The sequence below is a fragment of the Nocardia elegans NBRC 108235 genome (genome assembly GCF_001612845.1).
In the GTDB taxonomy this organism is placed as follows: Bacteria; Actinomycetota; Actinomycetes; order Mycobacteriales; family Mycobacteriaceae; genus Nocardia; species Nocardia nova.
The window spans coordinates 18,601-45,442 of the sequence record NZ_BDBF01000058.1 but is presented as its reverse complement, the minus strand read 5'-3'; the positions used below and the strand labels follow the sequence as shown (position 1 = coordinate 45,442).

The following is a 26,842-nucleotide window of genomic DNA, read 5'->3' as shown; positions in this document are numbered from 1 at the left end:
GCCGCCGGCGCCGGGGTGCGGGCGTCGGCTTCCGCCTCGGCCGACGAAGGAGTCAGGGTTCCCGCACAGACGGCCGCCGACAGCGAGGCCGAGACCAGGCCCGTAGTGCGAATCCGCCGGCGCAGATAGGCCGCCACCGTGTCGAGGTCGCGCACGAGCCCGGAGGCGACCGCCTCCTCGACACCGCCGGAATGCACATGCCCGCCGATGGGCAGCCGCGAATCGGCGAGCGACATCACCATCGCGAGACTCATGGGCATCTCCTGCGGCCGGGCACGATCTCCGATCCTAGAACCGCGCGGTCAGCCGGCCGCCGCGAAGTCCGCGGCGGCGCTCACCGCGGCCCACTTCTCGGTTTCGTCGGCCCGGGCCTGCCCGGCCGCCCGCGCCGCGGCCAGCGCGTCACTGCCCAGCAGCAGCCGGCGAGGCGGCTCCTCGGAGTCGGCCACCTCGACGATGATGCGGGCGGCGCGCGCGGGGTCGCCCGGCTGGGATCCGTCGTTGTCGCGGCGGAAGCGGTGGACGGCGCCCACCGTCGCCTCGTAGTCGGCACCCACCGGATGGATGGTCATCGAGGCGCCCTGCCAGTCGGTGCGGAAGGCGCCCGGCTCGACGATCACGACCCGCACCCCGAACGGGGCGACCTCGCTCGCGAGCACTTCGGAGAATCCCTCGACCGCGAATTTCGCCGTCTGATAGGCACCCAGCCCGGGCGAACCACCGACTCGGCCGCCGATCGAGGAGATCTGGACGAAGGTACCCGACCGCTGAGTCCGCAGCACCGGTAGCGCCGCGCGGGTGACGTGCACGACGCCGAACAGGTTGGTCTCGACCTGCGCCCGGAAATCGTCGGCGGCCATCTCCTCGATCGGTGCGCTGCCGGCGTATCCGGCGTTGTTGACCACGACGTCGAGCGAACCGAAAGTCTCCACGGCCGCGCGTACGGCCGCCTCGGCCGCCTCCGGGTCGGTGACGTCCAGCGGCACCGGCAGGATGTGCGAACCGTAGCGCCGCACCACATCGTCGAGCTGTTCGGGGCGTCGCGCACCGGCGACGACCCGGTGCCCGGCGGCCAGCGCCGCCTCCGTCAGCTCCCGTCCCAGACCCCGCGACGCACCGGTGATCAGCCATGTTCCGGCCATAGTCGTTCCTCCGTCCCACGTCCGGTCGCACTCGAAGCGACCCGACTTCATCAAAGGCCACATCAATGTAGCACTTAATTCTGTTTCGGCTACTACATTGCAGCGATTATTCTGCTATCTGCTGCTCGAGTGGGTACATTGAACCGGTGAGAGCTGACGCCGCCCGCAATATCGAACTGGTGCTGACCACCGGAGCCCGGCTGCTCGCCGACGATCCGTCGGCGAGCCTGTCCGCCATCGCCGCTGCCGCCGGCGTCGACAGGCGCACCGTCTACCGCCGCTTCGCCTCCCGCGACGACCTCCTCGGGGCCGTGTATCAGGCCCGATACGACGCGGTCGAGGAAGCCATCGCGAGCGCACGGCTCCGGGAGGCGCCGGTCGCGGTCGCCCTGCACCGGTATGTCGAAGCGATCATCGGCGTCAACCGCCGCTGGCCGGTGGAGCCGGCGAGACTGGTGGCCGACGAGACCATCCGCGGTCGGCGCGAACCGCTGATCGCCGAGGTCGAGACTTTTCTGCGCCGAGCCACCGACGAAGGCCTGCTCCGGCCCGGCCTCCCCGCGGGCTGGGTGTCGACGCTGCTGGCACAGCTGATGGTCGACGCCGCCGAGAACCTCCCCCAGTTCGATCCCGCCCGCGCGGCCGACATCGTGGTCGACACCCTCCTGCACGGCGTCGGCTCCGGACCGGACAGTTCCGCGCGCACTTGACCTCAACAATGGTCGAGGTTGCAGGCTGGGCTCATGAAAGCGATACGCCTGCACGAATTCGGCCCGGCCGAGAACCTGCGCTACGAGACCGTCCCCGATCCGCGGCCGGCGGCCGGACAGGTTCGAATCGTCATGGCCGCGGCGGGAATTCACCTGGTCGACACGCATTTGCGCCGAGGCCTGCCGGGCCCCTATCCGCTGCCGACGTTGCCGACGATCCCCGGCCGGGAGGTCGCGGGCGTCGTCGACTCGGTGGGCTCAGGTGTCGACGCGGATCTGCTGGGCGCTCGGGTCGTCACCCACCTGGGCGCAGCGCCGGGCGGTTATGCCGAACTGGCGGTCGCGGATGCCCAACGGCTGCACCGGATTCCGGACGCACTGGATCCGGGCGCGGCGGTGGCGATGATCGGCACGGGGCGAACCACCCTGGGCATTCTGGGATTCGCCGAGCTCGAGCCGGGACAGCTCGCGGTGGTGCCGGCCGCGGCGGGCGGGATCGGCACGCTGCTCGTGCAATATCTGCGCGGCGCCGGGCTCACCGTCGTCGGACTGGCCGGTGGTCCGGCCAAGGTCGCCACAGTGGCGGCCAACGGCGCCGAGCTCGCCCTCGACTACACCGACCCGAGCTGGCCCGACGCGGTGCGCGCACGCTTCGGCGAACGGCCCGCGCACTGGGTCTTCGACGGAGTCGGCGGCGCAGCGGGCCGCGCGGCGGTCGAACTGCTCGCACCCGGCGGCGCCCGTCTCGTCTTCGGCTGGAGCGATAGCGCGCTGGAAATCGACCACGATGAACTCGCCGCCCGCGGCATCACCTCACGGTCGGTTCTGGGCCCGGACATGCTCGCACGCGGCGGCGGAATCGCGGCCCTGGAGACGCGCGCGCTGGCCGCGGCCGGATCCGGGCGGCTGCGCCCGGCGGTGCACCGTTTCGCCCTCGGCGACGCCGCGGCCGCACACCGGGCCCTCGAGGACCGCGCGACCGTCGGCAAGGTCGTCCTCGAGCCGTGAGCAGTCGATAGCTGATCAATTGCTGACGTAACCGATTCGTAGCCCCTCACCTCGGTCGCGGACCCTACGCTGGAGGTCGCGTCTCGTTCTCACGGCCCGCGACCGAGGCCGGCGGGCGCACGCGGAGGAGGTTCGTCCATGCCTGTGTGCACAACGCGTGACGAGGTCGACATCTACTACAAGGACTGGGGTTCGGGCCGCCCCGTGGTCTTCATCCACGGCTGGCCGCTCAACGCCGACGCCTGGGACGATCAGTTGAAACACGTGGCGGACAACGGCTTTCGCGGCATCGCACACGACCGCCGCGGTCACGGACGCTCGGCACAGCCGTGGGGCGGATACGACTTCGACACCTTCGCCGACGATCTGAACGATCTGCTCACCCGGCTCGACCTGCGCGATGTCACGCTGGTGGCACATTCCATGGGCGGTGGCGAACTGGCTCGCTACATCGGCCGCCACGGCACCGGGCGGGTGCGCTCGGCGGTGTTGCTGTCGGCTATCCCGCCGCTGATGGTGCGCACCGAGGGCAACCCGGAAGGCGTGCCCGACGAGGTGTTCGATCAGATCAAGAAGGGCATTCTGACCGAACGCTCGCAGTTCTGGCGCGACACCTCCGAGGGCTTCTTCGGCGCCAACCGGCCGGGCACCAAGGCCACCCAGGGCAATCGCGACGCGTTCTGGTTCATGGCGATGCACGAGTCGATCGAGGCCGGGGTGCGCTGTGTCGACGCCTTCGGATACACCGACTTCACCGCCGACCTGGAGAAATTCGACGTGCCGACACTCATCGTGCACGGCGACGACGATCAGATCGTGCCGATCGACGCGACGGCCCGCAAGGCGGCGAAGATCATCCCGAACGCCACGCTCACCGTCTACGCGGGCGGTTCGCACGGGATCGCGCTGGTCCCCGGCGACAAGGAACGTTTCAACGCCGATCTGCTGGCGTTCCTGCAGAGCTGACACAATCCCGAGTGCTCGCGCGAATCCGGTTGTCGCGCACGGCCGTCGGCCACTGTTCACGCACGCGGTTCAGGTGAATCGGATGCTGCGGGCCATCAGCCGCTGCATCGGGCCGCGGGTCAGATCCGTCCACGCCTGCAGGGGACCGCTCCACCACGGTGAGATCTCCACCGGTTTCGCGACGACGGCATGACACACCAGATCGGCGGCCTCCGCGGCGGTCAGCCCCGGCATGGAACCGAAATCGGTGGGCGCGCTCATACGGGTGTGCACCAGCGGCATGTAGATCGAGGTGGTGGTGACGCCGTCGGCCGCCACCTCGGTCGCCACCGTGCGCAACCACTGGTCGAACGCCGCCTTCGACGCACCGTAAGCGGCCCATCGCGGCGCCGGCGGCATGCGCAGCCCCCAGGTGGAGATGTTGACGATATGTCCGCGACCGCGCTCCCGCATCGCCGGGAGCAGGGCCAGCAGCAATCGCACGGGGCCGAGGTAGTTGATATCGATGGTCCGGGTGAAATCGTGAAAGCGATCGTAGGACTCGTCGATCGAGCGGCGAATCGATCGGCCCGCGTTGTTGATCACCACATCCACCCGCCCGTGCGTGGCGAGGATGTCGCGGGCCAATGCGTCCACCGCCTCCATATCGGTCAGGTCGGTGCTGTACGTGTGCGCGATGCCGCCGGCCGCGGTGATGTCGTCGGCCGCGGCGTCGAGTTCCACCGCCGAGCGTGCGACCATGATCACGACGGCTCCGGCGGCGGCGAATTTGGCGGCGGTGACCTTTCCGATGCCGTGCGAGGCGCCGGTCACGAGCACGACCCGGCCCGAGACGGCCTCGCGCAGCGCAGCGTCCTGGGGCCGCGACGTGGGATACAACAAACGCGTCGCGACCCGTTCGGCCAGCGGGCGGCCCGGTGAAGCGGTATCTGTCACAGCCGAAACTGTATTGGGCCGCCTCCACCGGCGGGCCGGAATCGTCACCGTCGACCGGGAACCGGTCAGCGCGTTCCCGCCGCCGCGGACGCGGCATCCACCGCGGTCACGCGCCGACGCCGGCGACCCGAGGTCGCCGCGGCCGCCACCGCCATCATGATCAGCAGTGCCGCACCGACCACCAGCGCGGTGTGCATGCCGGTGACGAACGAGCTCTGCGCGGCATGGACCACGGCCGCATCGCCGCGATGGAGCACGAGCGTCTCGCCGAGCGTGTCGGCGAAATCCCCACCGGACCGGAACACCAGCGCCGCCAGCGAACCCAGCAGCGACAACCCCAGTGCGTTACCCAGTTCGAAACTCGTCTCGGAGATCCCGACCGCTGATCCCGCCCGCTCGGCCGGAACCGAGGAGACCGCGACCTCCGACACCAGGGTGAACACGATGCCGTAGCCAAGGCCCGCGATGGTGGAACCCGCGATGTACCAGCCGATTCCGCCGTCGACGCCGATTCCGAGCAGCAGCAGATTGCCGACCGCGGCGGCGCTCAGCGCCAGCACGAACGATCCGCGGGTGCCGAGCCGGCGCGCCACCCGGGCACCACCCATCGAGCAGATGAACACCGCGATCGCCGCCGGAATACCCAGCAGCGCCGCGCCCAGGACGTCGCGCCCGGCCACCGACTGCAGATACATGCTGGTCAGATAGCTCATGCCGGCCAGCGACATCATGCCCACGGTGGACGACCCGATCGCCACCCGGAACAGGCCGCGCCGGAACAGACTCAGATCCAGCAGCGGTTCGGCCAGGGTGCGCTGGCGCCGCACGAATGCCACCAGCACCGCGACACCGGCGAGGCCGAGCACCACCGAGATCGCGTCGATGCCCTCGGCCGCGGCCCGTTTCACCGCGTACACCAGCGGCAGGATGCCGCCGATGGACATGATCACGCTCACCGGATCCAGCGGTCCGCGACCGGCGGAGCGGTGTTCGGGCAGCAGCAGCGGTCCCAGCGCCAGCAGCACCAGCAATACCGGCGTGTTGATCAGGAAGATCGAACCCCACCAGAACTTGTGCAGCAGCAAGCCGCCGATCACCGGCCCCACCGCGGAACCACCCGCGAAGAACGCCGTCCAGACGCCGATGGCGGTGCCGCGGGCCCGGGCGTCGGGGAACAGACTCGAGATCAGCGCCAGGCTCGACGGCAGCAGCGTCGCACCGCCGACACCCATCAGCGCGCGCGCCGCGATCAGTACGCCGGCGCTGGGCGCGAAGGCCGCCAGCAGCGAGGCGATGCCGAAAACCGTTGCGCCGGCGAGCAATATGTTGCGCCGGCCGATGCGGTCACCGAGATTGCCCATGGTGATCAGCAGTCCGGCGATCATGAATCCGTAGATGTCGAGAATCCACAGCTGCTGTTCGGCCGAGGGGTCCAGATGCTCGGTCAGCGTCGGCATCGCCAGATACAGCACCGACATATCCATCGACACCAGCAGCACCGGCAGGATCAACACCGCCAGACCCAGCCACGCCCGCCGGGGGGTTGCGCTCGGCGCGGTATGGGCCGCCGCCGAGGTCTCAATGCCGACCATCACCTATCCTTCATCTCGTGCGTACGTCGTACGCGACCGGGGTACAGCGTACGCATCCGGCCGCAGAAAGGAAAGCGAGTTTCGATGCCGACACCTTCCCACCCACCCTCACCTGCGACGTCAGGCTCTCCGAGCCGGTCGCAGCCCGAGCGGCTGACGCGAGCGGCGATCGTCGACACCGCCATCGCGCTGGCGGACGCGGACGGCATCGACGGATTGTCCATGCGCCGCATCGCCGAGCGGATGGGCGTGGGCGCGATGTCGCTGTATCGGCACGTACCGAACAAGGACGCACTGCTGGCCGATATGACCGACGAGGTCGCGCGGCGCTATCCGTATCCGGCGCCGGAGGCGGACTGGTCCTGGCGCGACCGGGTGCGCGCGGCCGCCGATATCGACTGGCAGCTCTACCGGCTGCATCCATGGGTGCTGTTCACCTTCGCGGTGCCGCGCTACAACTTCGGCCCGCACAGTCTGGCGTGCCTGGGCTGGCTGACCGAAGGTTTCCTCGAGCTGACCGATGATCGCCGCGAGGCCACCGCGATGGCGCTCGAGGTCTGGAGTTACATCGCCGGCATCGCCCTCCAGCAGGTCAGCGCCACCATCCTGGCCGCCCGCGAGGACGAGCACGACGAATCCTCCGGGCTGACAGCACTTCTGGAGGGCACCCCGCGCTGGCCGAGCCCGCCCGCGCTGGCGCCCCTCGAAGGCACCGGACTCGGCGATCTGCTCGATCCGGTGCGGCAATTGCATTCGGGCCTGTCGGCGCTGTGCGACGGTTTCGCCGCACGCCACGGCTGACCGGCAGTCAGTAGTACGAACGGCCCTGCGCGCCACCGGAGACCGACCACACCTCCACGATCAACCCCTCCTCGACGCGCAGGATATCGGTGCCGCTCACCGCGATCTCGCCGCCCGCCACCGGACGACGTGAACCGTAGGGCCGCGCCACGATCCCGGTACGGCGGTCGTCGATCTCGACGACCGCCTCGCCCTGGGTTTCGAATCGCTGCCCGGGCGCGGCCGCGCGGAAGGTCGCGATCTGCCGCGCGAACGTCTCGGGGTCGTGAATGCTGTCGTAGGCCTCGGCGCCCGGCTGGGCGTAGCGAAGTGTGAAGTGCGGAGCCATGATTCGGTTCGCGAGTTCCAGCTCCCCGTTCCACATCGCCGTCCATCGGTCGAACAGTTCGAGTCCGTATGCGCGCATGCCCACTCCAATAGTCTCATTGATACGGTATGACGGATATGAAGCTATAGTCTCAGTGAGACCGTGTCAAATGCCGTGCCGAATCGAGACGTGCCGAACCGAAAGCTGACGACCATGCCGGATCTGGGAGCGCAGGACCATATCGTGCTCGGGCTCATCGCCCGGCACGGCCCGCTCACCCCCTACGAACTCAAAGCGCGCATGGAGGAGAGCGTCGACTACTTCTGGCCGGTGCCGCATGCGCAGCTCTACCGCATTCCCGCCCGGCTGGCCGAGCGCGGCCTGCTGCACGAGGACGCCGAGGAGACGGGCCGCCGGCGCCGGGTATTCCAGCTCACCGACGCCGGACGCGAGGCCTTACGCGCGTGGCTGGCCGACCCGCGGTGCGCGCCGCCGGAGACGCGCGATCCGGCGCAGGTGAAATTGTTCTTCGCCGACCTCGGCGCACCCGAGGACGTGGTCGCCCTCGCGCGGCGCCAGGCAGCCGAGCACCGCCGCTGGCTCGACCGCTACCGCGCCATGCACGCCGAGATCGATCCGGCCGATACCGTGCGCGCCCAATCCCGTTCCCGCATTTTGGAACTCGGTATCGGCCACGAACAGGCGTACGTGGACTTCTGGACCGAACTCGCCGACCACCCCGACCGGATCGGGCACGGCGATTCGGCACCGGTCAACCGGTGACCACGGCGTAGGCGAATCCGTCCCAGCCTTTGCTGCCCACGGTCTGCAGCACGGTGGCCTCGAGCCGCGGCTCGTCGGCGAGCAGTCGCAGCGCTTCCCGGGCCCCGCGGACCGCGGGGTCGCCGGGGTCGCCGTCGGCCAGGGCGCCGCGGCGCACGACGTTGTCGACGATGATCACCGAACCGGGGTGGGTCAGCCGCAGCGCCCACTGCACATAGTTGGCGTTGTTGACCTTGTCGGCGTCGATGAAGACAAGGTCGAAGGGCTCACCGTGGTCCTCGGCCACTCCGGGCAGGATGTCCAGCGCCGCGCCGACCCGGATCTCCACCCGTTCCCCCACCCCTTTGCGATCGAGGTTGGCGCGGGCCACCTCGGCGTGGTGCGGATCGTATTCCAGCGTCACGACGCGCCCCTGAGAGCCCACCGCGCGCGCCAGCCACAGCGTGCTGAACCCGCCGAGCGTCCCGATCTCGAGCACCCGCCGCGCCCCGGCCGACAGCGCGAGCAGATACAAGAATTTGCCCTGCGCCGGCGAGACGTCGATGGGCGGCAGGCCCGCCTCGGAATTCGCCTGCGCCACATCGGAATCGGCGTCTCCGATCAACGTGTCCACGACGTAGCGGTCGACCTCGCCCCATGCGGCATTCGTCATATCGGCCAGTGTGCCACCGCGATCGCACCGGCGCGGCGCCGGCCACGGGCCCGGCGGCGGGGCGAGGTTCAGAACAGGAAGTAGCGCTGTGCCATCGGCAACTCGGTGGCGGGCTGCTGGTCCCAGACCTCGCCATCGATGCGCACGGTGAAGGTGTCGGGTTCCACCTCGATACGCGGCATCGCGTCGTTGAGCGGCAGATCGCTCTTGGTGCGGCGGCGTACATCGGCCACCGGCACCAGTTTCCGCCGCACTTGCAGCCGCTCGGCCAGTCCGTCCTCGACCGCCTGCGGGGAGACGAAATGCAGCGACGTGCCGGCCGCCACCACGGGTGCGGCGCCGAACATCGGCCGCGGCAGCACCGGCTGCGGTGTCGGAATCGAGGCGTTGGCATCGCCCATCGCCGCCCAGGCGATCGCGCCGCCCTTGAGCACCGCGTACGGGCGCACACCGAAGAAGGCCGGCTCCCACAGCACCAGATCGGCCAGTTTGCCGACTTCCACCGACCCGATCTCGTGGTCCAGGCCGTGCGTCACCGCCGGGCAGATCGTGTATTTCGCGATGTAGCGGCGCACCCGGTGGTTGTCGGCGGCCCCGTCACCGGGAAGCGCGCCGCGGCGGCGCTTCATCATGTGCGCGGTCTGCCAGGTCCGCATCACCACCTCCCCGATGCGGCCCATCGCCTGCGAATCCGAGCCGATCATGGAGATCGCGCCCAGATCGTGCAGCAGATCCTCGGCGGCGATCGTCGAGGGCCGGATCCGGCTCTCCGCGAAGGCGAGATCCTCGGGCACGGCCGGATTGAGGTGGTGGCACACCATCAACATGTCCACGTGCTCGTCGAGGGTGTTGACCGTATGCGGGCGAGTCGGATTGGTGGAGCTGGGCATCACATTCGGGTGCGAGGCGACGGTGATGATGTCCGGCGCGTGCCCGCCGCCGGCGCCCTCGGTGTGATACGAGTGGATGGCCCGCCCGGCGATCGCGGCGAGGGTGTCCTCGACGAATCCGGCCTCGTTGAGCGTATCCGAATGCAGCGCGACCTGAACCCCGGCGGCGTCGGCCACCCGCAGGCAGGCGTCGATCGCCGCCGGAGTGGTCCCCCAGTCCTCGTGCAGCTTGAATCCGCCCGCGCCACCGCGCAATTGCTCCCACATCGCCTCGGGACGCACGGTGTTGCCCTTGCCCAGCAGCAGGATGTTGACCGGCCAGCCGTCGGTGGCCTCGAGCATGCGGCCCAGATGCCAGGCGCCGGGAGTGACGGTGGTGGCCTTGGAGCCCTCGGCCGGTCCGGTTCCGCCGCCGATCAGGGTGGTGATACCGCCGCCGAGCGCCTCGTCGAGCAACTGCGGGCAGATGAAGTGCACGTGGCAGTCGATCGCGCCGGCGGTGAGGATGCGGCCGTTGCCGGCGATGATCTCCGTCGACGGGCCCACCACCAGATCCGGATGCACGCCGTCCATGGTCTCCGGATTGCCGGCCTTGCCGATCGCGCAGATGCGGCCGTCGCGAATGCCGATGTCGGCCTTGACGATTCCCCAGTAGTCGACGATCACGGCCCCGGTGATCACGGTGTCCGGGGTGCCCTCGGCACGGGTGGCGCGGGCCTGGCCCATCGACTCGCGCAGCACCTTGCCGCCACCGAAGACGGCCTCGTCACCGGCCAGACCGGGTCCGCCGCAGCGGTCTTCGGTGATCTCGATCAGAAGTTCGGTGTCGGCGAGGCGAATTCGATCGCCGACCGTGGGGCCGAACAGCGTGGCATAGCGGGCGCGGGACAGTTCCGCCATCAGTCGACCGGCCTTCCGTCTGTCTCGTCGGACCGGTTCGCCACCGGGCCGAGCGATCCCGGCGCATCCGGGCCGATCCCGTACACCTCGCGGCTACCGCCCAGCGGCACCAGCGAAACACGCTGCGCCAGGCCGGGTTCGAAGCGCACCGCGGTACCGGCGGGAATGTCGAGGCGGCGGCCGTGCGCCGCGCCCCGGTCGAAGTCGAGAGCCGTGTTGGCCTGCGGGAAGTGCACGTGACTGCCCACCTGCACCGGCCGGTCGCCGGTATTGACCACCTCGAGTTCGATCCGGTCGGCGCCGGCATTGATCTCGATCGGGCCGCCGGCGAGCAGATACTCGCCCGGCACCGGGCCGGAGCCGCTCTCGGCGGATATCGCGCTCATCGGTGCCCCTCAGCCGATCGGGTGATGCACGGTCACCAGCTTCGTGCCGTCGGGAAAGGTCGCCTCGACCTGCACGTCGGCGATCATCTCGGGAACACCCGCCATGACGTCGTCGCGGGTGAGCACGGTACGGCCCGAGGACATCAGCTCGGCGACGGTGCGGCCGTCCCGGGCGCCCTCCAGGACGTGGTCGGTGATGATCGCGACCGCCTCGGGATGGTTGAGTTTCAGCCCCCGCGCCTGCCGCCGGCGCGCCAGTTCGGCCGCGTAGCTGAGCATCAGCCGTTCCTGCTCGTGCGGTGACAGACGCACATCGACTCCTCGGCTGCTCGGGCGTACGGTGCTCGATATCTTGGCACGGCCGTACCGGGTGCGCTCGCCGGGACGGGCGCTCGCCTCGCCGGCGGTCAGGCCTTGGCCGCCCCGTCCGCGGTGAGGTTCTGCAGCCGTACCTGGCCGCGAGCGACCACCCGGTCCTGCTCGTCGGTGATCTGCACCTGCCACAGCTGCTGCGAGCGGCCCTGGTGAATCGGGGTGGCGACACCGCGCAGGCTGCCCTCGCGGACCGCGCGCAGGAAGTCGGTGTTGTTGTTGACGCCGACCACATGACCGCGGTCACCGAACCACACGCCGCCGCCGACACTGGCCAGGGTTTCGATGATCGTGCAGTACACCCCGCCGTTGACGATGCCCGCGGGCTGATGCAGCTGCGGCGAGACCACCCACTCCCCGACCACACGATCGGGCCCGACCTCGGTGTACTTCAGACCGATGAGGTCGGTGAAGGTCCCCTCGCTGTAGCGGGTCATCTGCTCGGGCGTGACATCCGCCAGGGAGCGAGCCTCGAATCGGTCGTGCTGTGTCATAGAAAAACACTTACACCACCTGAGTACCGGCCGGTACGGCGGTGCCGCGCGCTCGGCCGCGCAGGTGACGGGTAATCGAGCAGCACACCGGCGGCACAATGTGAAAATCGTTGTACCGCAGCGGCATACGCACTCACGGCGATCCGGCTACGGTTGCGATCACGGCGAGCGCAACCCTCGCTCCGGCCCCCGCGCGGCCCTACCGTGGCGGCCATGACAGCCGCATCGGACACTCCGCTCAACGACATCGTCGACGCCACCGCACAGGCCGTGGCCGGCGATCCGGCGAAGGCGCAGGTCCTGTTTTCCGCTGCCGGAGTCGCGGAGGGCGCCGTCGGCAGCGCCGTCACGGCCGGCACGTATACGGTCCGGGTGGACGAGCCGGCAGCGCTGGGCGGCGCGGGCACCGCGCCGAATCCGGTCGAGTTCTATCTGGCGGCGTTGATCTCGTGTCAGGTGGTGACCTACCGGTTCTGGGCGCAACGACTCGGCATCGTCGTCGACGATCTGCGCATCGAGGCCGAGGGCGACCTCGACGTGCGCGGCTTCTTCGGACTCGACGACAGCGTGCGCGCCGGGTTCCAGCAGGTGCGGGTGAATGTGCACATTCGTGGCCCGGAGCCGACGCAGCGCTACGCTGAACTGCAGGCCGCCGTGGACGCCCACTGCCCGGTTCTCGATATCTCCACCGGGCCGACGCCCGTGCTGACCACACTGATCACACCGGAGTTGGAAAACTCCGCAGTTCCCGCCTGATTCTTCACGAATCGGGCATTCTGGGGCGGCGCACCGCCGCCTCGTGCGCGACGATCCATCCCACCTACATATTTTGGAGCTGAAACCCATGACCGACTCCGTCGAGCCGAACGATCCGGCGCAGAACTGGAGCTTCGAGACCAAGCAGGTCCACGTCGGCCAGATTCCCGACGGCACCACCAACGCTCGCGCGCTGCCGATCTACCAGACCACCTCCTACACCTTCCGCGATACCGATCACGCGGCGGCGCTGTTCGGTCTGGCCGAGCCCGGCAACATCTACACCCGCATCATGAACCCCACCCAGGACGCGGTCGAGCAGCGCATCGCCGCCCTCGAGGGTGGTGTGGCGGCGCTGCTGCTCTCCTCGGGCCAGGCCGCCGAAACCTTCGCGATCCTCAACATCGCGGGCGCCGGTGACCACATCGTGTCGAGTCCGCGCCTCTACGGCGGCACCTACAACCTGTTCCACTACACGCTGCCGAAGCTGGGCATCGAGGTGTCGTTCGTCGAAGATCCCGACGATCTGGACCAGTGGCGCGCCGCGATCCGCCCGAACACCAAGGCGCTCTACGGCGAGACGGTGTCCAACCCGCAGAACCACATCCTGGACCTGCCGGGCCTGGCCGAGGTGGCCCACACCGCCGGTGTGCCGTTCATCGTGGACAACACGGTGCCGACCCCGTACCTGATCCAGCCGCTGAAGCACGGCGCCGACATCGTCGTGCACTCGGCGACGAAGTACCTCGGCGGCCACGGCGCCGCGATCGCCGGCGTGATCGTCGACGGCGGCACCTTCGACTGGACGGTGACCGACGAGCAGGGCAACTCGCGCTTCCCCGGCTTCACCACCCCGGATCCCAGCTACCACGGCGCGGTGTTCGCCGATCTGGGTGCGCCGGCCTACGCGCTGAAGGCACGAGTGCAGTTGCTGCGTGACCTCGGCTCCGCGGTGGCCCCGTTCAACGCGTTCCTGATCGCCCAAGGTCTCGAGACGCTGAGCCTGCGGGTGGAACGGCACGTCGCCAACGCGCAAGCGGTCGCGGAGTTCCTCACCGAGCGGCCCGAGGTGACCAGCGTCTTCTACGCGGGCCTGCCGTCGTCGCCGTGGTACGAGCGCGGCCGCGAATTGGCCCCGAAGGGCACCAGCGCGATCGTCGGCTTCGAGCTGGCGGGCGGCGTGGACGCGGGTAAGCGGTTCGTCGACGCGCTGACCCTGCACAGCCATGTCGCCAACATCGGCGATGTGCGTTCGCTGGTCATTCACCCGGCCTCGACCACGCATTCGCAGCTGACGCCCGAGGAGCAGCTGAACGCGGGTGTGACGCCGGGCCTGGTCCGGCTCGCGGTGGGCATCGAGGGGATCGAGGACATCCTCGCCGACCTGCGGACCGGCTTCGCCGCCACGCACTAGTTCTCGCCGATGCCCGGTTCGCCGCCACCCGGCGGTGGACCGGGCATCGTCGTGTCCGCGAAACACGCACCAGCACTTGGGGATTCGCGCACGGGAGCTCGAAAACGACGCGGCGGGCCCTTCGTGACGAAGGGCCCGCCGCGGGCAGTGGACCGGGGAGTCGACCGCAGCCCTCGGGACTCTCACTCGATCCGGACGCCGAGTCAAGTGTAGGTCAGGCTTACCTAACTAAGCAAGAGCGACGCACCGGCAACCCGCGATCGGCCAATGCCAGCAGCAACGCCTGCCCCCGCTCGGTCCCGGCATCCGCGCCGGTCCGCGCCAGTTCCGGAACATAGGTGGCCGCGCCCACGACGGTTTCGCCCACGAGATTCCAGAATCGCGCCCGGCTCAGCCCCGCGCAGCGCTGCAGGCTCTCGCACACCAAGGTCAGCGCCGCCTCGCAGCGATGCGCCAGCCACACCGACAGCGCCCGATCACACGGCACCGTCACCACACCCGGCCGCCCCGTCAGCGGATCACCCGCCACCACGCGAATCGTCGTGTCCGACAGGCCCGCCCAGTCCAGCCCGCCGTCGTTGTCGCTGTGCACCCACAGATTCTCGAGCCCCGGATCCCAGGCCCGGTTGTCGCAGACCATCAGCGCGACCACCCGGCCGACCACGGCATGGATCAGCGCGGTGGCGACCACCTCGGCGGCGATCTCGGCGCTGACCATCTCCGCCGCATGCCGGCGGTACATCAACTCGATGCGACCTTCACACACCCCGTCGGCCAGTCGCCACCACCGCCGGCGGCCCTGTTCGGCCATCGCCGCCATGGCGTAGACCCGCGGGTGCCCGGGCTGCAACGCGCGCAGCCGGACGCAGATCTGTTCGAACGCCGGCTCCGGACGGCGAGCCGGGAAAATCGTCACTGGTTCGGACATCGAACCCCCTCAACGTTCGGCATTACGGTCGGCAACGGAAGATAGGTTAGGCTTACCAGAGTCGTACGGCGACAGGTCGCTGCGCAAGTGTTCGATCGCCATGAAACGCGTCACCCAGGAGTCGTTCGCCGCCGTGTCCGCCGCAGTCACCACCCCCCGTCGCCGTGCGACCGGCCTGGCACTCCTGACCGGGGTGCTGCTGCTCGCCGTAGTCGCCGGACTCGCCGTCGGCGCGAAATCCCTGTCCCCAGCCGAGATCTGGCACGCCGTCTCCTGTCCGGACGGCGTGCCGTTCACCTGCCCCGCGGACGGGCAGGCCGACCGGATCGTGCGCGAATTGCGCCTGCCCCGAACGGTTCTCGCGCTGCTCACCGGCGCCGCACTCGGTGTCGCGGGCGCGCTGATCCAGGGCTACACGCGCAATCCGCTCGCCGATGCGGGATTGCTGGGACTCAACGCGGGTGCGGCTTTTTTGGCCGCACTCGGCATCCATCTGTTCGCGCTCACCCAGCCGAGCCAGTACATCTGGTTCGCCTTCGCCGGAGCACTGGCGGCCGGTGTGGTGGTGTTCGGCGCGTCGGCGAGCGGCGGCGGCCGATCCACCCCGTTGACGCTGGTCCTCGCCGGTGCGGCGGTCACCGCGCTGCTGCAGGCGCTGACCAACGCGGTGATCCTGCTCGATCCGGCCGCGCTGGACACCTACCGCTTCTGGGTGGTCGGCACTCCCGCCGGACACGAACCCGCGGTGGCGGCCCAGGTGGTGCCGTTCATCCTCGCGGGAACGGTGCTGGCGATCCTGGTCGCGCCCGGGCTCAACGCGATCGGGCTCGGCGAGGATGTCGCGCGCGGGCTCGGGGTGAACATCGCGCGCAACCGCGCCATCGGACTCACCGCGGTGGTGCTGCTGACCGGCGCCGCGACGGCCGCGGTCGGCCCGATCGCCTTTCTCGGATTGGTCGTTCCGCACCTGGGCCGCATGATCACCGGTCCGGATCACCGCTGGCTGATTCCGTATTCGGCACTGCTCGGGGCAATCGTGCTGCTGCTGGCCGATGTCGTCGGCCGGGTGATCGCCCCGCCCGGCGAGTTGCAGGCCGGTATCGTGCTGGCCGCGATCGGCGCACCCTGTTTCATCGCCCTGGTGCGCCGGCGGAAGGTGGCCGAACTGTGAACGCGCGCAGCGATATCCGCACTTCCGACGTCGGCACGGAATCGGGTACCGAACCAGGGAACGGAGACCGACGGGCCGGGGGCGCCGACAGCGAAGCGGCGGCCGGGTTGGTCGGCGATTCGACGAGCGCTCCCGGCGCGGACCGATCCGGCGTGGCGCCGGCACGAGTCCGGCCGGCCGTCCGGGTCGCCGGAATGTCTGCGGTCCTTCGTCTTTCGATGCTGCTGACGTTGCTGGCCCTCGCCGCCGCGATCGTGGTGCTGTTCGTCGTGGACATCTCCGTCGGCGACTATCACATCGCCCTCGCGCGGGTGCTGGACGTGCTGACCGGCGGCGGCACCCGCTCCCAACGCTACGTCGTCATGGAATCGCGTCTGCCACGCGCTGTGACCGCGCTGGTGGCCGGAGCGGCGCTCGGCATCGCGGGCGCGATCACGCAGTCGATCCTGCACAATCCGCTCGCGAGCCCCGACGTCCTCGGCATCACCTCCGGGGCGAGCTTCGCCGCGGTCGCCGTGCTGGCCGGTGCGGGCGGCACCGCCACCGGCATCGTCGCGTCGCTGGGTGTTCCGCTCGCGGCACTCGCGGGTGGACTGGCCACGGCCGCACTGATCGGCCTCCTGGCGCTGGGCCGCAACAGCGGCGGCGACACCGGGCTGAGCGGAATGCGGTTCATCCTCATCGGGATCGGGGTCAACGCGCTGTTGCTGGCCGGTATCAACTGGCTCGTCACGCGGGCGAGCCTCGACGACGCCGCCCGGGCGCAACTGTGGCTCACCGGCTCGCTCAACGGCGCGGACTGGAACCGGACGAGTGCGGCGGCGGCTGGACTCGTCGTCGTGGTTCTCATCGCGGCGGGTTCGGCGCGCACCCTGGCCGCACTGCGCTTCGGATCCGACACCACTCACGCGCTCGGTGTGCGCGTACGGACCCAGCAGTTGGTGCTGATCGGCGCCGCGGTGGCGGCGGCGGCACTGGCCACCGCGGCGGTCGGCCCGCTGGCCTTCGTCGGGCTGGCCGCGCCGCAGATCGCCCGCCGGCTGCTGCACACCCCCGGGGAGCCGGTCATCGGCTCGGCGCTGACCGGGGCGCTGATCGTGATCACCGCCGATGTCGCGGCCCGAACCGTCGTACCGGTCGACTTGCCGGTCGGCCTGGTCACCGCCGCGTTCGGCGGACCGTTCCTGCTGTTGCTGCTGATACGCGTGAACCGGAAGGCGACATTGTGAGCACCCGAACCCCGCACCGGAACACCGGCAACGACGACGCCCACCGCCTCGCCGCGGAGAACATCACCCTCGGCTACGGCGGCCGTGTCATCGTCGACGGCCTCAGCGTCGATATCGAACCCGGCCTCATCACCACGGTGATCGGGCCGAACGGCTGCGGCAAATCCACGCTGCTGCGCGGACTGGGCCGGCTACTGCGGCCGAACGCGGGCCGAGTTCTGTTGGACGGCAAGGCGATCGCCACCATGAAAACCCGCGACGTCGCCCGCATCGTCGGCATGCTGCCGCAGACACCGGTCGCGCCGGAGGGGCTGACGGTGGCCGATCTGGTCGCGCGCGGCCGCCACCCGCATCAGTCCTGGCTGCGCCAATGGTCGGCCGACGACGAAACAGAGGTCGCGCACGCCCTCGCCCAGACCGGCGTGTCGGAACTGGCCGACCGCACCCTCGACGAACTGTCGGGCGGGCAGCGCCAGCGGGCATGGATTTCCATGGCACTGGCCCAGGGCACCGACATTCTGCTGCTCGACGAGCCCACCACCTATCTCGATCTGGCCCACTCGCTGGAAGTGCTCGACCTCGTGGACCGGCTGCACGACGATCTGGGCCGGACCGTGGTCATGGTGTTGCACGATCTGAATCTGGCCATCCGCTACAGCGACCGGCTGATCGTCATGCGCGAGGGCCGCATCGTCGCCCAGGGCGCGCCGAGCGAGGTGATCGACACCGAACTGTTGCGGACGGTCTTCGGCCTGCGTGCCGAGGTGCACACCGATCCGGTGTCGGAGCGCCCGATGATCGTGCCCATCGGCGCGCGGCACGTCGTCGGCGCCGTCGGCGGACCGCGCCTGGACGATGCCGAAACGAGTTCCCCGACCGGGTTATGAAAAATCCCACACAGCTACCGACGGGTTACGACGAACTGTAGTACGCATTTGTGTCGTTGCCTCCGTAAGCTGGAGGGATGGCAGGTCTTGGTGAACTCGAGAAAGCGGTCATGGACCAGTTGTGGTCGGCCGATGAGCCGCAGACGGTACGGCAGGTCCATGAAGCCCTCGCCGCACGCCGCGAGCTCGCGTACACCACGGTGATGACGGTGCTACAGCGGCTGGCGAAGAAGAATCTGGTCGTGCAACAGCGCGACGACCGGGCACATCGGTACGCGCCCGTGCACACGCGCGACGAACTCGTGGCCAGTCTGATGGTCGACGCGCTGCAGCAGGCCGACGAAGTCGGGTCCCGGCGCGCCGCGCTCGTGCACTTCGTCGAACAGGTCGGAAAGGATGAGGCTGCCGCACTCCGCGATGCACTCGCTAAGCTCGAAGCAACCGAGACCGCGCGCAACCCGTCCGAGGACGAGAACACCGCATCCGACGACAACGGAGTCGCCCCGCCGCAGTAGCTGCGTGGTGCTCTCCGGCACCGCGATCTCGGGCCCCTGGCCCCACAACGCAGTGAGCTGAGTATGAACGCAACAGCGCCGGTCTTCGCCGGTCTCGCCTTGCTTCTCGCGGGACCGGTCCCGGCTCTGCTCAGCCGAGCCACCTGGCCGTACCGGACTCCCCGCGCGGCGCTGGTGTTGTGGCAGGCGGTCGCGCTGGCAGCGGTGTTGTCGGCGTTCGGATCCGGGCTGGCCATCGCCAGTCTGCTGCTGGTCCCGGGCCCCGACGGTCGCCCCACCACCTCCCCGACCAAGGAGATCGACGCGCTCGGCCTGGGCCTCTGGCTGATCTACGTCGTCGTCTTCGCGCTCACCCTGCTGGTCGGCGCGCGCCTGATCTACGCCGCGATCCGGGTCGGCGTGCACACCCGCCGCCGCCGGGCCCGGCACCGGATGCTGGTCGACCTGCTCGACCAGGGCGGCGACATCGGGCACGGCGATCTGATCGCGGCCTCGCCGCTGGCCGGGACCCGTGCCGCGGATATCCGCGTCCTCGCCGCCGCCGAGCCCATCGCCTATTGCCTGCCCGGTCTGCGCCAGCGCGTGGTGCTGAGCCAGGGAACGTTCGCGAACCTGTCGAAATCCGAGCTGACCGCGATCGTCAGCCATGAGCGTTCGCATCTGCGGGCGCGCCACGACCTGGTGCTGGAGGCGTTCACCGCCGCGCACGAGGCATTCCCCCGGGTGGTGCGCAGCAAATCCGCGCTGGATTCGGTGAAGCTGCTGATCGAACTGCTCGCCGACGATTCCGCCGTCAAGGTCACCGGCCCCACCCCGCTGGCCCGCGCCCTGGTGACCTGCTCGAATTCCACCGCCCCGCAGGGAGCCATGGCCGCCGGCGGGCCCACCACACTCATCCGCATCCAGCGCCTGGCCGGTCCGCTCGGCGATCTGCGCATCGCGACCGCGGCCTACGCGACGGCCGCTGCGATCCTGGTGGTGCCGACCCTCGCGGTGGCGATTCCGTGGCTGGTCGAATTGAACCGGTTGCTGAGTGCCTGAGCGACGGCGTTCCCCGGGAGCTCGCGGCCGGCACGCGAACGATCGCGGGGACAAGCCTTTCGGACGCGGCGGCCCCCGGGGCGCGCGATCCTCGGAAGGTTCCGGGCGGGCCGGGTCCGGCCGGCCGACGGGCGAGCGCACGGGACGATCGGACCGCACACCGGATGCCGGAGACCGGGCACCGAAGGACCGTCGCCGAGCCGGGCGCTCCGAACCCTCGACCTCATCGCCGGGCGGCGAAGCTTCTCGCGGTCCGGCCGCAGGGCCCGGATTCGCGACACTCGGCCTGCCGGTCGAACTGGTGCAGGCGTTGCGGCGGGAGCGCCTCGAGACCGCATTTCCCATTCAGGCGGCGGCGATTCCGGATGTGCTCGCCGGTCGCGATGTGCTGGGACGCGCGGCCACCGGTTCCGGCAAGACCCTGGCCTTCGGCCTGCCGATGCTGGTCCGGCTGCGGCGCGGCGCGTCCGCACCGCGCCGCCCCCGTGCGCTCGTCCTCGCCCCCACCCGCGAGTTGGCCCTGCAGATCGAGACGGCCCTCGACCAGGCGGCGCTGTCGCTGGGCCTGCGGGTGGCGACGGCCGTCGGCGGTGTGCCGATCAAACGGCAAGCCGATCGCCTGAACCGCGGCGTGGACCTGCTGGTAGCGACCCCCGGCCGGCTCACCGACCTCATCGACCAGGACAAAGTCGCCCTGGACGCGATCCGCGTGGTCGCGATCGACGAGGCCGACCACATGGCCGAACTGGGCTTCGTCGACCAGATCCGCACGATCCTCGACCGCTTGCCCGCCGGCACTCAGCACCTGCTTTTCTCCGCGACCTTGGATGCCGCCGTCGACACGCTGGTGCACACCTATCTGAACGACCCAGTCCATCACGACGTCACGACCACCGCGGGAACGCGGGCTCCTTCTTCCGGGCACGCCGCGGCCCGCCCGGGAGAAACCGAGTCGGCCGATGCTCCAGCTGCCATCGCAGCCGGGACGTCTCCCACCCGCAAAACCGCTGAAAGACAAGAGAATTCACCGCCCCCGGCTGCCGGGACCGGCCGAGAAGCCCGGCCGCAGGTGCCGAGCTCGCCGACGACGTCGACTGTCGAACCCACTCCCGCCGATGCGATCGGCAGGCCGCCCACCGGAAATGATTTCAGCGGGCTCCCCCCTTCCGGCACGGCGAAGGTCTCCCACTACCTCCTCCAGATGCGAGCGACCGACAAGCGCGCAGTGGTCGCGGAGATCGCCGCGCGCGACGGGCGCACCCTGCTGTTCGTGCGCACCCAGTACGGTGCGGACAAACTCGCCGGGCGGCTGCGGGAAGCGGGCATCGGCGCCGTCGCGCTGCACGGCGGGCTGAGCCAAGCGCAGCGCACGCGCACCTTGGCCGCGTTCTCCTCCGGCGTGGCACCGGTTCTCGTCGCCACCGACGTGGCCGCACGCGGGATCCACGTCGACGACGTCACGCTGGTGGTCCACGTCGATCCCGCCGCCGACGCCAAGGACTACCTGCACCGCTCCGGCCGCACGGGCCGCGCGGGCGCGAGCGGCACCGTCGTCACAATCGGCACCGATGCGAGCGCGGACACCGTACTCCGCGACGCCGCGGTGGTATTCGAGCACGTGCGCATCCGACCAGGCGACCCCCGGCTCGCCGTCTTGGCCGGGGCCCGCCCGCCGACCGGATGCCCGGTCCCGGATCCGGCCGCCGCCCCGCCTCGGACGGTCGACACGCAAGAAGCCGACACACCCGCAAGGCCCCGGCGAAACACCCGGCCGCCACACTCCCGCAACCGCCGCGCCAACTGAATCACCTACCGGGACAACCCAACCCCGTCGACGCGGCAGCGTGCCAACCACCGACGTCGGTCCCGGTTTCCGACTGCGAACCGATGATTCGGCCTACCGTGCCATCATCACCGACCACGCCCCTCGTCCCCCGCGCCCGCTTCCGCACCCGACGGAACCGGCGAGAAGGGCACGGTTCGCTCCTACCGCACCTCTCGGCATGGCGCACTTTCGACCGTGCAGCGCCGTTTCGCTGTCAGCGCTCCGGAATGCCTTCCACCACAGTGGTTTTCACCGCATCGGCGCCAGACCCGTCCTTCAGGTCTACGCCGGATCGTCCCAGTGCACGCGCACCTGCGACCAGACCCGCGACGACGGCGGCGGCCTGTCGATACCCCAAGCCCTCGGGCGGGTGAATATTCGACACGCAGTTGCGTTCGGCGTCGGTGCGGCCCGGTCGGGGGCGGTGGGTGAGGTAGATGCCGAGACTGTCGGCCACCGACAGGCCGGGGCGTTCGCCGATCAGCACCAGCACGGTGCGCACGCCGAGCGCGGCGCCGAGATGGTCACCGATCGCCACCCGCGCCTGCGTCGCGATCACCGGCGGGGCCAGCGTGTACTGCGGGGCGAGTTCGTCGACCAGGGCCGCGAGCAGATCGGGGCCATGTGTCGCGAGCGCACTCGGGGACAAACCGTCGGCCAGAACGAATCCCACATCGAAAGCACTGGGCGACAGAGGCTTTCGTAGCACCGAGGACTCCTCGGGTTCTCGTCCGAGATCGGGTCGGCGCAGATACTCCGCGCGGTCTCGGGCGCGGCTGCGTACCCGGATCGGCGTCCCGATGTCCAGCGCGGCGGCCCGTTCGCACAGCGCATCCACGTCCACGCAGGTGTGCACCGCGTCGCGCGCCGCCGCATGCGCGGCCCGGAACTCCAGTACGCGTGCCGTGGGCAGTGCGTCACCGGTCCGCCCGAGCCCGATCCGCGCCTGCGTCGTCCCGCGCAACTCCCGCCAGAACAACTCGCTGTCCGCACCCACCGCACTCCCATCATCGCGCCCAGCGCTCATCGCGGCCCCGCCAATTCCCGCAGCGGCGAGGTCAGCGGTTCGACCGCGGCGATACCGCCCCCGGCGTCGAGCATGCCCAGTCGCGCCAGCCACTGCTCGAACTCCGGCGCGGGCGCCAGGCCCAACAGCCGGCGCACGTACAGCGCGTCGTGGAAACTGAGGCTCTGGTAGCCGAGCATCACGTCGTCGGCCCCCGGCACCGCGATCACGAACGCGACACCGGCCGCGCCGAGCAGCGTCAGCAGGGTGTCCATATCGTCCTGATCAGCCTCGGCGTGGTTGGTGTAGCAGACGTCGACGCCCATCGGCAGGCCGAGCAGTTTGCCGCAGAAGTGATCCTCCAGCCCCGCCCGGACGATCTGTTTGCCGTCGTACAGATATTCCGGGCCGATGAAGCCGACGACCGTGTTGACCAGTAACGGCTCCAACTCACGCGCGACGGCGTACGCCCGCGCCTCGAGCGTCTGCTGATCGACGGGCCTGCCGCCGGTGCCTAGATGAGCGCCCGCCGACAGTGCCGAGCCCTGCCCGGTTTCCAGATACATCACGTTGTCGCCGACGGTTCCGCGCCCCAGCGACCGTCCGGCTTCGTTGGCCTCGCGCAGCAGCGACAGATTCACCCCGAAGCTCGCATTCGCCGCTTCCGTCCCGGCGACCGACTGAAAGACCAGATCCACCGGCGCCCCCGCCTCGATCAACCCCAGCGTGGTGGTCACATGGGCGAGCACACAGGACTGGACCGGAATGTCGAATCGGGTCCGCACCTCGTCGAGCAGCGTCAGCAGCTCGGCGGCGGCCCGCGGCGAGTCGGTGGCCGGATTCACGCCGATCACCGCATCCCCGCAGCCGAGCAGCAATCCGTCGAGTACCGCCGCCGCGATACCGCGCGGATCGTCGGTGGGGTGATTCGGCTGCAACCGGGTGGCCAGCCGGCCCGGCAGTCCGATGGTGGTGCGGAAACCGGAGCGCACCTCGGCGGCCCGCGCGACCGCGATCAGATCCTGATTGCGCATCAGTTTGCTCACCGCCGCGACCATCTCCGGCGTCAAACCCGATGCCACGGAACGCAATACCGCTGCCGGTGGATCCGCCTCCGCTCCCGCGGCCACCGCGAGCAGCCAGTCCCGCAGGCCACCGACGGACAACTGCGCGATCGGCGCGAACGCGGCGCGATCATGCGTGTCGAGAATCAGCCTCGTGACCTCGTCGGTCTCGTAGGGCACCACCGGATCGTTCAGGAAGTCGCGCAGCGGCACCTCCGCCAGCGCCCACTGCGCCGCGGCGCGCTCCGCGTCCGAACTCGCCGCGCACCCGGCGAGTTCGTCACCGCTGCGCAGCGGTGTCGCCTTGGCCAGCAGGTCGGCCAGCCCGTCGAAGGCGTAGGTCCGGCCGTGGAGGGTCTGCTGATACCGCGTCATCGGTCTCCTCCGGATCGGCGTCCTGTCCACCCTCACCGCCGGTGGTGGCTGCCAGCGTACCGCCGCGCACCCACACCCCTCGATGTCCGTTATGCCCCAACGCGTTACGATCGGGTAAGCACTCCGACACTGCGAGGAGGCGCACATGACCGAACGCAAACCGGCCGGCATGGGTTTCGAATCCTGGATCGACAAGCAGATCCGCGAGGCCACCGAACGCGGTGAATTCGACAATCTGGCCGGGACCGGCAAACCCCTGCCCGGCGTGGGCGAGCCCTACGACGAGAACTGGTGGCTGAACAACTACCTGCGCCGCGAAGGTGTGGGCGGCGAGGCGCTGCTGCCGACCTCGTTGGTGCTGCGCCGCGATCTGGAGCAGTTACCCGAGCGGGTCGCGGAGATGGATTCCGAGGCCGAGGTCCGCGCCTATGTGTCCGATCTCAACCTCCGCATCGTGGAATGGATCCGGATGCCGCACGGCCCCCACGTCCGCCTCGCACCCGCCCGAGCCGACGAGGTCGTCGCGCGCTGGCGCGCCGACCGGCGCACCCGGCAACGAACGGCCTCCGGCAGCGGAAAAGTCTCTCCCGCAACCACTTCCACGCGATACCGGGACGGCCGCCCGCCGTGGTGGCGCCGACTGCTCCGCCGCGACCGCCCCGGCGCCGCCTAGTCCTGAGACGGCGGGAATCCGCCGGTGGCGACCGGCCCCCACCGCTCGACCTCGATGCGGATCAGCGATTTGTTCTGCCGCGCCATCGCCGCGCGGTAGTCCTCCCAATCGGGATGCTCGCCCGCGATACAGCGGTAGTAGTCCACCAGTCCGTCCAGCGCTTCCGGCATGTCGAGTACCTCGGCACGCCCGTCGATCTGGACGTACGGACCGTCCCAGTCGTCGGACAGCACACAGATCGACACCTGCGGATCGCGGCGCGCGTTGCGGGTCTTGGCCCGTCCGGGGTAGGTGGAGATCACGATCCGGCCCGCCTCGTCGACGCCGCAGGTCACCGGCGACATCTGCGGGGCGCCGTCGGCGCGCGTGGTGACCAGGACACCGCGATGGCGCTGCCGGGCGAAGTCGAGCAGTTCGGTCCGGTCGACCTCCGTGGCGGTCGCGATCCGTGGCATGGGCGATCCTTTCTCGACGGTCCTCTCGCACCCACCCTGCCATGATCGATTCCCCTACAATGGCCGGAGTGCAGTTTCTCCCAGGACACACGCCGCCGTACGACCTCACCTACGACGATCTGTTCCTCGTACCCAATCGCACCGATGTGTCGTCGCGGTTCGATGTGGACCTGTCCACCAGCGACGGAACCGGCACCACCATCCCCATCGTGGTCGCGAATATGACCGCGGTCGCCGGACGCCGCATGGCCGAAACGGTCGCGCGCCGCGGCGGCATCGTGGTGCTGCCGCAGGATCTGCCGATCAGCGCGGCCTCCGACACCATCTCCTTCGTCAAGAGCCGTTCGCTCACCGCCGACACCCCGGTCACCCTCGGGCCGGATCATTCGGTGTCGGAAGCGCTGGCCCTGATCCACAAGCGCGCCCATCGCGCCGTGGTCATCGTCGAGAACGACAAGCCGGTCGGCGTCGTCACCGAATCCGCCTGTGCCGATGTGGATCGGTTCGCGCGGTTGCGCACGGTCGCCGACGCCGATTTCGTCAGCGCCGCCGCGACCACCTCCCCGCGCGAGATCTTCGGCCTGCTCGAGGCCGCGCACGCGACCCTCGCGGTGCTGGTCCACGACGACGGCACCCTGGCCGGTGTCATGACGCGCACCGGCGCGGTCCGCGACGGCATCTACACCCCGGCCGTGGACCGGAACGGCACGCTGCGCATCGCGGCCGCGGTCGGTGTGAACGGCGATATCCCGGGCAAGGCGAAGGCTCTGGTCGACGCCGGCGCAGACGTCCTGGTCATCGATACCGCCCACGGTCACCAGGAGAAGATGCTCGAGTCCCTGCGCGCGGTCGCGGACCTGAAACTGGGCGTGCCGCTGGTGGCGGGCAATGTGGTCTCCGCGGCCGGAACCCGCGATCTGGCCGAGGCCGGGGCCGACATCGTCAAGGTCGGCGTGGGCCCGGGCGCCATGTGCACCACCCGCATGATGACCGGCGTCGGCCGCCCGCAGTTCTCCGCCGTCGCCGAATGCGCCACGGCCGCAAAGGATCTCGGCGTGCACATCTGGGCCGACGGCGGAGTCCGCCATCCCCGCGACGTGGCGCTGGCACTGGCCGCCGGCGCGTCGAACGTGATGATCGGCTCCTGGTTCGCCGGTACCTACGAATCGCCCGGCGATCTGCGCGTCGACCGTGACGGCAACGCCTACAAGGAGAGCTTCGGCATGGCCTCCAAGCGCGCGGTGGCCGCCCGCACCGCCGCCGACAGCGGATTCGATCGCGCCCGCAAGGCGCTGTTCGAAGAGGGCATCTCCTCCTCCCGGATGCGACTGGATCCGGAACGTCCCGGCGTCGAGGACCTCATCGACCACATCTGCTCGGGTGTGCGCAGCGCGTGCACCTACGCCGGGGCCCGCACGCTCGCCGAACTGCACGAGAAGGCGGTGCTCGGCGTGCAGTCGACCGCCGGTTTCGCGGAAGGACGCCCGCTGCCCTCGGGGTGGTGAGGCTCACCACTCGGCGCGGCTCGCGGAGGGCGATCCGGCAGGATCCGGCACACACCGGG

The 26,842-nt window shown here is 69.9% G+C and carries 29 protein-coding genes; 15 read left to right on the top strand and 14 right to left on the bottom strand.

Annotated features, from left to right (window positions below; genetic code table 11):
• A partial coding sequence (locus NE2_RS30620; RefSeq protein WP_507756824.1) for an urease accessory UreF family protein occupies window positions 1-254 on the bottom strand: 254 nt, incomplete at its 3' end.
• 48 nt (window positions 255-302) lie between these two features.
• Window positions 303-1,142, bottom strand: a complete 840-nt coding sequence (locus tag NE2_RS30615) for an oxidoreductase (RefSeq protein WP_063031713.1) — start codon at window positions 1,140-1,142, stop codon at window positions 303-305.
• A 146-nt stretch (window positions 1,143-1,288) separates the two neighbouring features.
• Here NE2_RS30615 and NE2_RS30610 point away from each other — a divergent pair, with 146 nt between their 5' ends.
• The 3 genes from NE2_RS30610 (at window position 1,289) to NE2_RS30600 (ending at window position 3,826) form a co-directional block, all read left to right on the top strand.
• Window positions 1,289-1,852, top strand: coding sequence for a TetR/AcrR family transcriptional regulator (locus tag NE2_RS30610; protein WP_174554001.1), 564 nt, complete (start codon window positions 1,289-1,291; stop codon window positions 1,850-1,852).
• 33 nt (window positions 1,853-1,885) lie between these two features.
• Entirely contained in the window at window positions 1,886-2,860 is a 975-nt protein-coding gene (locus tag NE2_RS30605; RefSeq protein ID WP_063031711.1) for a zinc-binding dehydrogenase, read from the top strand.
• Between the two features lie 138 nt (window positions 2,861-2,998).
• Window positions 2,999-3,826: an alpha/beta fold hydrolase gene (locus NE2_RS30600; RefSeq protein ID WP_063031709.1), complete on the top strand. Its 828-nt coding sequence runs from the start codon at window positions 2,999-3,001 to the stop codon at window positions 3,824-3,826.
• A gap of 69 nt (window positions 3,827-3,895) precedes the next feature.
• On the opposite strand, the gene NE2_RS30595 is transcribed toward NE2_RS30600, so the two are convergent.
• Together NE2_RS30595 and NE2_RS30590 are read right to left on the bottom strand one after the other, a co-directional pair.
• Entirely contained in the window at window positions 3,896-4,762 is an 867-nt protein-coding gene (locus NE2_RS30595; protein WP_233429927.1) for an SDR family NAD(P)-dependent oxidoreductase, read from the bottom strand.
• Window positions 4,763-4,827: 65 nt separating this feature from the next.
• A complete protein-coding gene (locus tag NE2_RS30590) occupies window positions 4,828-6,354 on the bottom strand; it encodes an MFS transporter (RefSeq protein WP_063031707.1) in 1,527 nt (508 codons plus the stop codon).
• Between the two features lie 84 nt (window positions 6,355-6,438).
• Between NE2_RS30590 and NE2_RS30585 the strand changes: the two genes are divergently transcribed.
• Window positions 6,439-7,155 (top strand): TetR/AcrR family transcriptional regulator, encoded by a 717-nt coding sequence (locus NE2_RS30585; RefSeq protein WP_084494441.1) that lies wholly within the window; start codon window positions 6,439-6,441, stop codon window positions 7,153-7,155.
• A gap of 7 nt (window positions 7,156-7,162) precedes the next feature.
• Here the strand turns inward: NE2_RS30585 and NE2_RS30580 are convergent, their stop codons facing one another.
• Window positions 7,163-7,561, bottom strand: a complete 399-nt coding sequence (locus NE2_RS30580) for a nuclear transport factor 2 family protein (RefSeq protein WP_106958586.1) — start codon at window positions 7,559-7,561, stop codon at window positions 7,163-7,165.
• Between the two features lie 90 nt (window positions 7,562-7,651).
• On the opposite strand from NE2_RS30580, the gene NE2_RS30575 reads away from it, so the two are divergent.
• Window positions 7,652-8,245 carry a PadR family transcriptional regulator gene (locus NE2_RS30575; RefSeq protein WP_146165278.1) on the top strand — a complete coding sequence of 198 codons (594 nt, stop codon included), beginning with the start codon at window positions 7,652-7,654 and terminating at the stop codon, window positions 8,243-8,245.
• Here NE2_RS30575 and NE2_RS30570 read toward each other — a convergent pair.
• The 5 genes from NE2_RS30570 to NE2_RS30550 form a co-directional block, all read right to left on the bottom strand.
• On the bottom strand, window positions 8,235-8,897 hold the full coding sequence (locus tag NE2_RS30570; protein WP_063031700.1) for an O-methyltransferase: 663 nt from the start codon (window positions 8,895-8,897) through the stop codon (window positions 8,235-8,237). The genes NE2_RS30575 and NE2_RS30570 overlap by 11 nt on opposite strands.
• Before the next feature lie 68 nt (window positions 8,898-8,965).
• Window positions 8,966-10,687, bottom strand: coding sequence for an urease subunit alpha (locus tag NE2_RS30565; protein WP_063031698.1), 1,722 nt, complete (start codon window positions 10,685-10,687; stop codon window positions 8,966-8,968).
• Window positions 10,687-11,073, bottom strand: a complete 387-nt coding sequence (locus NE2_RS30560) for an urease subunit beta (RefSeq protein ID WP_063031696.1) — start codon at window positions 11,071-11,073, stop codon at window positions 10,687-10,689. Before NE2_RS30560 ends, NE2_RS30565 begins: the two co-directional genes overlap by 1 nt.
• A 9-nt stretch (window positions 11,074-11,082) precedes the next feature.
• Window positions 11,083-11,385, bottom strand: coding sequence for an urease subunit gamma (locus tag NE2_RS30555; RefSeq protein WP_030517690.1), 303 nt, complete (start codon window positions 11,383-11,385; stop codon window positions 11,083-11,085).
• Window positions 11,386-11,480: 95 nt separating this feature from the next.
• Entirely contained in the window at window positions 11,481-11,939 is a 459-nt protein-coding gene (locus NE2_RS30550; protein ID WP_197039928.1) for a PaaI family thioesterase, read from the bottom strand.
• Between the two features lie 213 nt (window positions 11,940-12,152).
• On the opposite strand from NE2_RS30550, the gene NE2_RS30545 reads away from it, so the two are divergent.
• Entirely contained in the window at window positions 12,153-12,695 is a 543-nt protein-coding gene (locus NE2_RS30545; RefSeq protein WP_063031694.1) for an OsmC family protein, read from the top strand.
• Window positions 12,696-12,783: 88 nt separating this feature from the next.
• On the top strand, window positions 12,784-14,109 hold the full coding sequence (locus tag NE2_RS30540; protein ID WP_063031692.1) for a bifunctional o-acetylhomoserine/o-acetylserine sulfhydrylase: 1,326 nt from the start codon (window positions 12,784-12,786) through the stop codon (window positions 14,107-14,109).
• 220 nt (window positions 14,110-14,329) lie between these two features.
• Here NE2_RS30540 and NE2_RS30535 read toward each other — a convergent pair whose 3' ends face one another.
• Window positions 14,330-15,037, bottom strand: coding sequence for a hypothetical protein (locus tag NE2_RS30535; protein WP_063031690.1), 708 nt, complete (start codon window positions 15,035-15,037; stop codon window positions 14,330-14,332).
• Between the two features lie 100 nt (window positions 15,038-15,137).
• Here NE2_RS30535 and NE2_RS30530 point away from each other — a divergent pair, with 100 nt between their 5' ends.
• The 6 genes from NE2_RS30530 to NE2_RS35295 all read left to right on the top strand — a co-directional run bounded on the left by NE2_RS30530 (window position 15,138) and on the right by NE2_RS35295 (window position 21,684).
• Window positions 15,138-16,208, top strand: coding sequence for a FecCD family ABC transporter permease (locus NE2_RS30530; protein ID WP_063031688.1), 1,071 nt, complete (start codon window positions 15,138-15,140; stop codon window positions 16,206-16,208).
• Window positions 16,209-16,426: 218 nt separating this feature from the next.
• Window positions 16,427-17,437, top strand: a complete 1,011-nt coding sequence (locus tag NE2_RS30525) for a FecCD family ABC transporter permease (RefSeq protein ID WP_233429926.1) — start codon at window positions 16,427-16,429, stop codon at window positions 17,435-17,437.
• Window positions 17,434-18,324: an ABC transporter ATP-binding protein gene (locus tag NE2_RS30520; protein WP_063031686.1), complete on the top strand. Its 891-nt coding sequence runs from the start codon at window positions 17,434-17,436 to the stop codon at window positions 18,322-18,324. The genes NE2_RS30525 and NE2_RS30520 overlap by 4 nt, the downstream gene beginning before the upstream one ends.
• A gap of 77 nt (window positions 18,325-18,401) precedes the next feature.
• Window positions 18,402-18,839: a BlaI/MecI/CopY family transcriptional regulator gene (locus NE2_RS30515; RefSeq protein WP_051024559.1), complete on the top strand. Its 438-nt coding sequence runs from the start codon at window positions 18,402-18,404 to the stop codon at window positions 18,837-18,839.
• Window positions 18,840-18,902: 63 nt separating this feature from the next.
• A complete protein-coding gene (locus tag NE2_RS30510) occupies window positions 18,903-19,880 on the top strand; it encodes a M56 family metallopeptidase (protein ID WP_063031684.1) in 978 nt (325 codons plus the stop codon).
• Between the two features lie 301 nt (window positions 19,881-20,181).
• The gene (locus NE2_RS35295) at window positions 20,182-21,684 is read left to right on the top strand and encodes a DEAD/DEAH box helicase (RefSeq protein ID WP_084494440.1); all 1,503 of its coding nucleotides are present in this window, start codon (window positions 20,182-20,184) and stop codon (window positions 21,682-21,684) included.
• Between the two features lie 235 nt (window positions 21,685-21,919).
• Here NE2_RS35295 and eutC read toward each other — a convergent pair whose 3' ends face one another.
• Together eutC and NE2_RS30495 are read right to left on the bottom strand one after the other, a co-directional pair.
• Window positions 21,920-22,732, bottom strand: coding sequence for an ethanolamine ammonia-lyase subunit EutC (eutC, locus tag NE2_RS30500; protein WP_063031683.1), 813 nt, complete (start codon window positions 22,730-22,732; stop codon window positions 21,920-21,922).
• Window positions 22,729-24,150 (bottom strand): ethanolamine ammonia-lyase subunit EutB, encoded by a 1,422-nt coding sequence (locus tag NE2_RS30495; protein WP_063031681.1) that lies wholly within the window; start codon window positions 24,148-24,150, stop codon window positions 22,729-22,731. The genes eutC and NE2_RS30495 overlap by 4 nt, the downstream gene beginning before the upstream one ends.
• 145 nt (window positions 24,151-24,295) lie before the next feature.
• On the opposite strand from NE2_RS30495, the gene NE2_RS30490 reads away from it, so the two are divergent.
• On the top strand, window positions 24,296-24,823 hold the full coding sequence (locus tag NE2_RS30490) for a DnaJ family domain-containing protein (protein WP_063031679.1): 528 nt from the start codon (window positions 24,296-24,298) through the stop codon (window positions 24,821-24,823).
• Here NE2_RS30490 and NE2_RS30485 read toward each other — a convergent pair.
• A complete protein-coding gene (locus NE2_RS30485; RefSeq protein WP_030517704.1) occupies window positions 24,820-25,278 on the bottom strand; it encodes a PPOX class F420-dependent oxidoreductase in 459 nt (152 codons plus the stop codon). The genes NE2_RS30490 and NE2_RS30485 overlap by 4 nt on opposite strands.
• A gap of 68 nt (window positions 25,279-25,346) precedes the next feature.
• Here NE2_RS30485 and NE2_RS30480 point away from each other — a divergent pair, with 68 nt between their 5' ends.
• Window positions 25,347-26,783, top strand: a complete 1,437-nt coding sequence (locus NE2_RS30480) for a GuaB1 family IMP dehydrogenase-related protein (RefSeq protein ID WP_063031723.1) — start codon at window positions 25,347-25,349, stop codon at window positions 26,781-26,783.
• Window positions 26,784-26,842: the final 59 nt, after the last annotated feature.

Excerpts from the sequence above, each read along its gene's own strand:
- NE2_RS30490 (WP_063031679.1), top strand. The coding sequence starts at position 24,296 with ATGACCGAACGCAAACCGGCCGGCATGGGTTTCGAATCCTGGATCGAC.
- NE2_RS30540 (WP_063031692.1), top strand. The coding sequence starts at position 12,784 with ATGACCGACTCCGTCGAGCCGAACGATCCGGCGCAGAACTGGAGCTTC.
- NE2_RS30585 (WP_084494441.1), top strand. The coding sequence starts at position 6,439 with ATGCCGACACCTTCCCACCCACCCTCACCTGCGACGTCAGGCTCTCCG.
- NE2_RS30525 (WP_233429926.1), top strand. The coding sequence starts at position 16,427 with ATGCTGCTGACGTTGCTGGCCCTCGCCGCCGCGATCGTGGTGCTGTTC.
- NE2_RS30495 (WP_063031681.1), bottom strand. The coding sequence starts at position 24,150 with ATGACGCGGTATCAGCAGACCCTCCACGGCCGGACCTACGCCTTCGAC.
- NE2_RS30535 (WP_063031690.1), bottom strand. The coding sequence starts at position 15,037 with ATGTCCGAACCAGTGACGATTTTCCCGGCTCGCCGTCCGGAGCCGGCG.
- NE2_RS30565 (WP_063031698.1), bottom strand. The coding sequence starts at position 10,687 with ATGGCGGAACTGTCCCGCGCCCGCTATGCCACGCTGTTCGGCCCCACG.
- NE2_RS30515 (WP_051024559.1), top strand. The coding sequence starts at position 18,402 with ATGGCAGGTCTTGGTGAACTCGAGAAAGCGGTCATGGACCAGTTGTGG.
- NE2_RS30615 (WP_063031713.1), bottom strand. The coding sequence starts at position 1,142 with ATGGCCGGAACATGGCTGATCACCGGTGCGTCGCGGGGTCTGGGACGG.
- NE2_RS30590 (WP_063031707.1), bottom strand. The coding sequence starts at position 6,354 with ATGGTCGGCATTGAGACCTCGGCGGCGGCCCATACCGCGCCGAGCGCA.
- NE2_RS30530 (WP_063031688.1), top strand. The coding sequence starts at position 15,138 with ATGAAACGCGTCACCCAGGAGTCGTTCGCCGCCGTGTCCGCCGCAGTC.
- eutC (WP_063031683.1), bottom strand. The coding sequence starts at position 22,732 with ATGAGCGCTGGGCGCGATGATGGGAGTGCGGTGGGTGCGGACAGCGAG.
- NE2_RS30550 (WP_197039928.1), bottom strand. The coding sequence starts at position 11,939 with ATGACACAGCACGACCGATTCGAGGCTCGCTCCCTGGCGGATGTCACG.
- NE2_RS30510 (WP_063031684.1), top strand. The coding sequence starts at position 18,903 with ATGAACGCAACAGCGCCGGTCTTCGCCGGTCTCGCCTTGCTTCTCGCG.
- NE2_RS30600 (WP_063031709.1), top strand. The coding sequence starts at position 2,999 with ATGCCTGTGTGCACAACGCGTGACGAGGTCGACATCTACTACAAGGAC.
- NE2_RS30570 (WP_063031700.1), bottom strand. The coding sequence starts at position 8,897 with ATGACGAATGCCGCATGGGGCGAGGTCGACCGCTACGTCGTGGACACG.
- NE2_RS30560 (WP_063031696.1), bottom strand. The coding sequence starts at position 11,073 with ATGAGCGCGATATCCGCCGAGAGCGGCTCCGGCCCGGTGCCGGGCGAG.
- NE2_RS30580 (WP_106958586.1), bottom strand. The coding sequence starts at position 7,561 with ATGCGCGCATACGGACTCGAACTGTTCGACCGATGGACGGCGATGTGG.
- NE2_RS30545 (WP_063031694.1), top strand. The coding sequence starts at position 12,153 with ATGACAGCCGCATCGGACACTCCGCTCAACGACATCGTCGACGCCACC.
- NE2_RS30605 (WP_063031711.1), top strand. The coding sequence starts at position 1,886 with ATGAAAGCGATACGCCTGCACGAATTCGGCCCGGCCGAGAACCTGCGC.
- NE2_RS30485 (WP_030517704.1), bottom strand. The coding sequence starts at position 25,278 with ATGCCACGGATCGCGACCGCCACGGAGGTCGACCGGACCGAACTGCTC.